The sequence below is a fragment of the Micromonospora endophytica genome (assembly GCF_003236305.1).
Classification (GTDB): Bacteria; Actinomycetota; Actinomycetes; order Mycobacteriales; family Micromonosporaceae; genus Micromonospora; species Micromonospora endophytica.
The window spans coordinates 1-4,844 of record NZ_POTX01000336.1; the positions used below are offsets into that span (position 1 = coordinate 1).

The 4,844-nt window shown below is 72.4% G+C and carries 5 protein-coding genes; 2 read left to right on the top strand and 3 right to left on the bottom strand.

Annotated elements, in window-relative coordinates:
* Window positions 1–12 precede the first annotated feature (12 nt).
* Genes C1I93_RS28345 through C1I93_RS28355 form a run of 3 tightly spaced genes read right to left on the bottom strand, consistent with a single transcriptional unit; the run spans window position 13 to window position 2,748 of the window.
* Window positions 13–792, bottom strand: coding sequence for a TVP38/TMEM64 family protein (locus C1I93_RS28345; RefSeq protein ID WP_111246326.1), 780 nt, complete (start codon window positions 790–792; stop codon window positions 13–15).
* Window positions 789–1,511 (bottom strand): type 1 glutamine amidotransferase, encoded by a 723-nt coding sequence (locus tag C1I93_RS28350; RefSeq protein WP_111246327.1) that lies wholly within the window; start codon window positions 1,509–1,511, stop codon window positions 789–791. The genes C1I93_RS28345 and C1I93_RS28350 overlap by 4 nt, the downstream gene beginning before the upstream one ends.
* The gene (locus C1I93_RS28355; RefSeq protein ID WP_111246330.1) at window positions 1,501–2,748 is read right to left on the bottom strand and encodes a MurT ligase domain-containing protein; all 1,248 of its coding nucleotides are present in this window, start codon (window positions 2,746–2,748) and stop codon (window positions 1,501–1,503) included. Before C1I93_RS28355 ends, C1I93_RS28350 begins: the two co-directional genes overlap by 11 nt.
* A 354-nt stretch (window positions 2,749–3,102) precedes the next feature.
* Between C1I93_RS28355 and mraZ the strand changes: the two genes are divergently transcribed.
* The gene (gene mraZ / locus C1I93_RS28360) at window positions 3,103–3,534 is read left to right on the top strand and encodes a division/cell wall cluster transcriptional repressor MraZ (RefSeq protein WP_111246328.1); all 432 of its coding nucleotides are present in this window, start codon (window positions 3,103–3,105) and stop codon (window positions 3,532–3,534) included.
* Window positions 3,535–3,736: 202 nt separating this feature from the next.
* Window positions 3,737–4,843: a 16S rRNA (cytosine(1402)-N(4))-methyltransferase RsmH gene (rsmH, locus tag C1I93_RS28365; RefSeq protein ID WP_111246329.1), complete on the top strand. Its 1,107-nt coding sequence runs from the start codon at window positions 3,737–3,739 to the stop codon at window positions 4,841–4,843.
* The last annotated feature ends 1 nt before the right edge of the window (window position 4,844 follow it).

Genomic DNA, 4,844 nt, shown 5'->3' on the forward strand with positions numbered 1-4,844 from the left:
GGGTGGGGGGTGTCACGTGGGGTGGAGTCGGCGGCGGCGTTCCGCGCGCCACCAGCGGGCGATCAGGACCGCGCTGGCGATGAAGCCGAGTGACGCCGGGGCGGCGGCGAACCAGTTGATGTCGCCGGGGGAGGTGACGGCGGCGCCGATGGCCGCGTACCCGAAGGCGGTGGGCACGGAGGCGATCACGCTGCCGGCCAGGAACGGCAGCAGCCGGGCACCGGTGGTGCCGTAGCCGTAGCTGACCAGGCCGAAGCCGGAGATGGGCAGCAGCCGTACGGTCATCACCCCGAGCACGCTCTGCCGGGTGAACCAGCCGTCCAGACGGGCCAACCGGCCCCGGACGCGTTCCGCGACGAACTCCCGTCCGAGCAGCCGGCCCACGGCGAAGCCTATCCCCGCCGCCAGCAGCGCGGCGCCCAGCGCGTACCCGGCACCCGCCAGCGGACCGAAGATCGCCCCGGCGGCGAGCGTGATGAAGGTGCGGGGAACCAGCGCCACCAGCAGCAGCGCCCCGCCGAGGACGGCGGCGACCGGGGCGAACCAGCCCAGCCGGTCGGCCAGGCGCGGCAGCGCCGCCGGGTCGGGATGCGGCCCCACCAGCAGCAGCAACCCGAACCCGGCGAGCAGGAACACCAGCACTCCGAACCGCAGCGCCGACGGCGTCCGGACGAGGCGAAGCCAGCGCCGACGAACGGCGGCGGTGCCCACCTCTACCGGGCCGTCGGCCGGAGCGGTGCCGGGGGCTTGCGACCGTCTGCCGGACAGCAGCCGCCGGACGGCGGAGATCATGGCCTGACGGTAGCCGCCACCGCGGCCTGCCGCTCGGCGCGCAGCCGATCGGCCCAGGTGTCCTCCAGCGGTGGGAGCTGGTGCGCGCCGGTGGCCCAGCGCAGCAGCAGGTCGGCCAGGGCCGGGTTGCGGGCCAGCGCCGGCCCGTGCGAGTACGTGCCGAGCAGCTTGCCCCGCCACGCCCCCTCGGTGGCGCCGTCGTTGCCCACGCCGTGGGTGACCCGGGCCAGCGGTGCCGCCCCGGGACCGAGGCGGGTCCGGCCGCCGTGGTTCTCGAATCCGGTGAGTGGCGGCAGGCCCAACCGGGCGTCGATGTCGCCGGCCAGTTCGCCGACCGCCCGGCTGGGGCCCCGGTCCGAGCTGATGTCGAGCAGTTCCAGGCCGCGGTACTGGGTGCCCTTGGCGAAGAAGGAGGCGCCGAGCAGCTGGTAGCCGGCGCAGACGCCGAAGACCACCGCCCCCTGGGCCACCGCCCGGTGCAGCCCGCCGTCGGCGAGCAGGCGTTGCGCGCCGAGGGCCTGTGGCCCGTCCTCGCCGCCACCGATGAGGTAGATGTCGGCGACAGTGGGCAACTGCTGGTCGGAGCGGACCTCCAGCACCTCGACCCGGAAACCGCGCTGCCGGGCCCGCCGGGCCAGGATCAGCGCGTTGCCCCGGTCGCCGTAGGTGGAGAGCAGGTCCGGGTAGATCCAGACGATGCGCAGGGCTTCAGTTGACACGGTCCAACTCCGCTCGGATGTCCTGGAACGCGGTGTAGTTCGCGATGACCTCCAACCGGCCCGGCGGCACCGCCCGGACGGCCTCGTCGAAGGTGCGTACGTGCTGGAACGGCACGTCGTTGACGTCGAGGCGGACCGCCAGGTCGTACGCCCGGTCGCCGGTGATGAGCACCTGGCGCCCGCGCAGCGGAGCGAAGTCGACGTCGAACAACCAGGAGGTGTCCAGCCCGTCGGGGTCGCGGGCGTTGATGGAGAGCAGGGTGGGTGCCTCGTCGGCCATGTCGAACGCCTCCAGCCAACTGGCCGGGTTCTTGGCCAGCAGCAGCCGGACCGTGCGTCCGTCCCGGACGACCTGGGCGTACCGGCCGGCGACCGAGGTGACGTCGGCGAGGCGGGGAACCGCGTCGAAGGGACGTACGCCGAATTCGGCGGCGACCGCCAGGGCGGTGGCCGCGTTACCGACGTTGACCTTGCCCGGCAGCTGGAGCTTGACCTTGTACCACGCGCCGGTGGGGTCGAGGACGCCCTCGTCGTCCACGGTCCACTGCGGATCGGGCCGGCGCAGCGGGCACCCGGTGCACCACCACTGCTCGCCGGAGCGCTGGATGGTGGAGCCACACTCGGGGCAGACCCAGGAGTCGTCGTGCCACCGCTGGCCGGCGGAGAACCAGGTGACGTGGGGTGGGGTGATCCGCTGGTCGTGGGTGGCCGGCGGGGTGGCAGCCCAGACCACCATCGGGTCGTCGGCGTTGGCGACGATGCGGACGTCCGGGTGGCGGGCCAGCGCCGCGCGCCAGAGCTGCGCCATCATGGCGACCTCCTTGGCCCGGTCGAGCTGGTCCCGAGAGAGGTTGAGCAGCGCCACCACGTGCGGGTCGGTCGCCTCGATCACCTGCGCCAGGTAGTGCTCGTCGACCTCCAACACGGCGTACGGGGTGCTGCCCGCCTTGGCCAGGGCAGAGGTGTGTCCGGTGGGCATGTTGGCACCGAACGAGTTGGTGGCGACCTTGCCGAGGGCGCTCACCGCCGCGGCGGCCAACCGGGTGGTCGTGGTCTTGCCGTTGGTGCCGGAGACCAGCGCGATGGCCCGTCCGGCGGAGAGGTGGGCGAGCAACTCCGGGTCGATCTTGAGGCCGATCCAGCCACCGATCACCGAGCCGTCGCCGCGGCCCGCCGCCCGCGACAAGGCCGCGGCGGTCCGTGACACGGAGCTGGCCACCTTCGCCCGCAGGGGCATCTTCGCGTCCGTCACGCGAGCGAGGTTACCGGACCACCGGACCGGCCAGATCGCCGCCGACGGTGATCCGCCCGGCCGGGCGGTGCACGCCACCCGGACCGGTGCCGCCGGCCGACCGGAGTCGATCTATGTCGGATAGCGGACGCGCCCCGGTGCCGGCTGCGGCCCTCCACTCCGCTCCACCCGCGTTGACGTGCGGTTTTGTCGGCGCAAACGGCGCGAAACGCGGCCGATTCTGGTTGCGGGTGGAGGGAAGTGGAGTAGAGTGGGGCGCATTGGTGAGGCCGGGAGGGCCCACCGGCCCGGGGGGTCAGCGGCGCGCGAACGCCGCTAGAAGGGCGAGGGGGTTGGGCCGTGTTTCTCGGCACCCACACTCCGCGTCTGGACGACAAGGGCCGGTTGATCCTTCCGGCGAAGTTCCGGGATGAGCTGGCGGGGGGTGTCGTGATCACCAAAGGGCAGGAGCGCTGTCTCTACGTCTTTCCGACACCCGAGTTCCAGCGCATCGCGGAGCAGTTGCGCGCGCAACCCATGACGCACAAGGCCGCCCGGGCCTACAGCCGGGTGTTCTTCGCCAGCGCGCACGACGAGGTCCCCGACAAGCAGGGCCGGGTCACCATCCCGGCGCACCTGCGCTCGTACGCGGGGCTCGACCGGGACCTGGTGGTCATCGGCGCGAGCACCCGGGTGGAGATCTGGGACAAAGTGGCCTGGGAGACCTACCTCGCCGAAAGCGAAGACGACTTCGCCGACATCGAGGAAGGGGTGCTGCCCGGCGGTCTGTAGGGCGTGGCGACGCCCGACGTACTGCGAGATCTCCAGCCGCTTTCGAGTTCCTGGCACCCCTTCCCCGGTGCCAGGCGCACGATCCGACACGGAGGGCCGTGGCCTGACGAGCGGGCGGGAGCGGATGGGGATCTGGCGGTACGACGGCGTCGCCCGACGAGCAGGACGCGAGGACGAGAGCAGGTCAACAGTGGGGGTCGACATGGGGGAGCTACGCGGCACGCACGTGCCGGTGCTGCTCGAGCGGTGTCTCGAGTTGCTGGCCCCCGCGCTGGGCCGGGGCGGGCGCACCGTCCACGTCGACGCCACCCTGGGGCTTGCCGGCCACGCCGAGGCAGTGCTGCAGGCCCATCCGGACACGGTGCTCGTGGGTCTGGACCGGGACACCGAGGCGCTCGCGCACGCGCGGGTGCGGCTGGCCCGGTTCGCCGACCGGATCCACCTGGAGCACGCCGTCTACGACGAGTTGCCCGAGGTGCTCGACCGGTTGGGCTACTCGACGGTGGACGGTGTCCTGTTCGACCTGGGTGTCTCCTCGCTCCAACTCGACGCGCCCGACCGCGGGTTCGCGTACGCCCAGGACGCGCCGCTGGACATGCGGATGGACCAGACCCGGGGGGTGACCGCCGAAGAGGTGGTCAACACGTACGCCCACCCGGACCTGGCCCGGGTGTTGCGGGTGTACGGCGAGGAGAAGTTCGCCGGGCGGATCGCCTCGGCGATCATCCGGGAACGGGAACGCGGCCGGATCACCTCGTCGGCCCGGCTCGCCGAGCTGATCCGGGACTCGATTCCGGCACCGGCCCGCCGAACCGGCGGACACCCGGCAAAGAGAACGTTTCAGGCTTTACGGATCGAGGTAAACAGAGAACTGGCAGCGCTGGAAGCAGCGTTGCCGGCCGCTCTGGACCGACTCTCGGTCGGTGGTCGCCTGGTGGTGCTCTCCTACCACTCGTTGGAGGACCGGCTCACCAAACAGGCGCTCGCCGACCGGGTCCGCAGCACGGGTCCGATCGACCTCCCGGTCGAACTGCCCGGGTCAGAGCCGACGTTCCGGCTGCTCAGCCGGGGCGCGGAGCTGCCCGGGGAGGGGGAGGTCGAAGCGAACCCGCGGGCCGCTTCGGTGCGGCTGCGGGCTGCGGAACGGATCGACCCGCAGGCCCGACGGCAGGGGCGTACCGACCGCGAACGGTATCGCCGCCGGGTCAAGGGGATGCACCAACCGGGGACGGGAACGGCCACCGGATCCGCATCGGATCCGGGGCGGGGACCGGGGGAGACGACGGACGAAGAGGGGGAGGGAACATGAA

Coding starts and splice junctions, on each gene's coding strand:
- C1I93_RS28345 (WP_111246326.1), bottom strand. CDS start 792: ATGATCTCCGCCGTCCGGCGGCTGCTGTCCGGCAGACGGTCGCAAGCC.
- C1I93_RS28355 (WP_111246330.1), bottom strand. CDS start 2,748: ATGCCCCTGCGGGCGAAGGTGGCCAGCTCCGTGTCACGGACCGCCGCG.
- rsmH (WP_111246329.1), top strand. CDS start 3,737: ATGGGGGAGCTACGCGGCACGCACGTGCCGGTGCTGCTCGAGCGGTGT.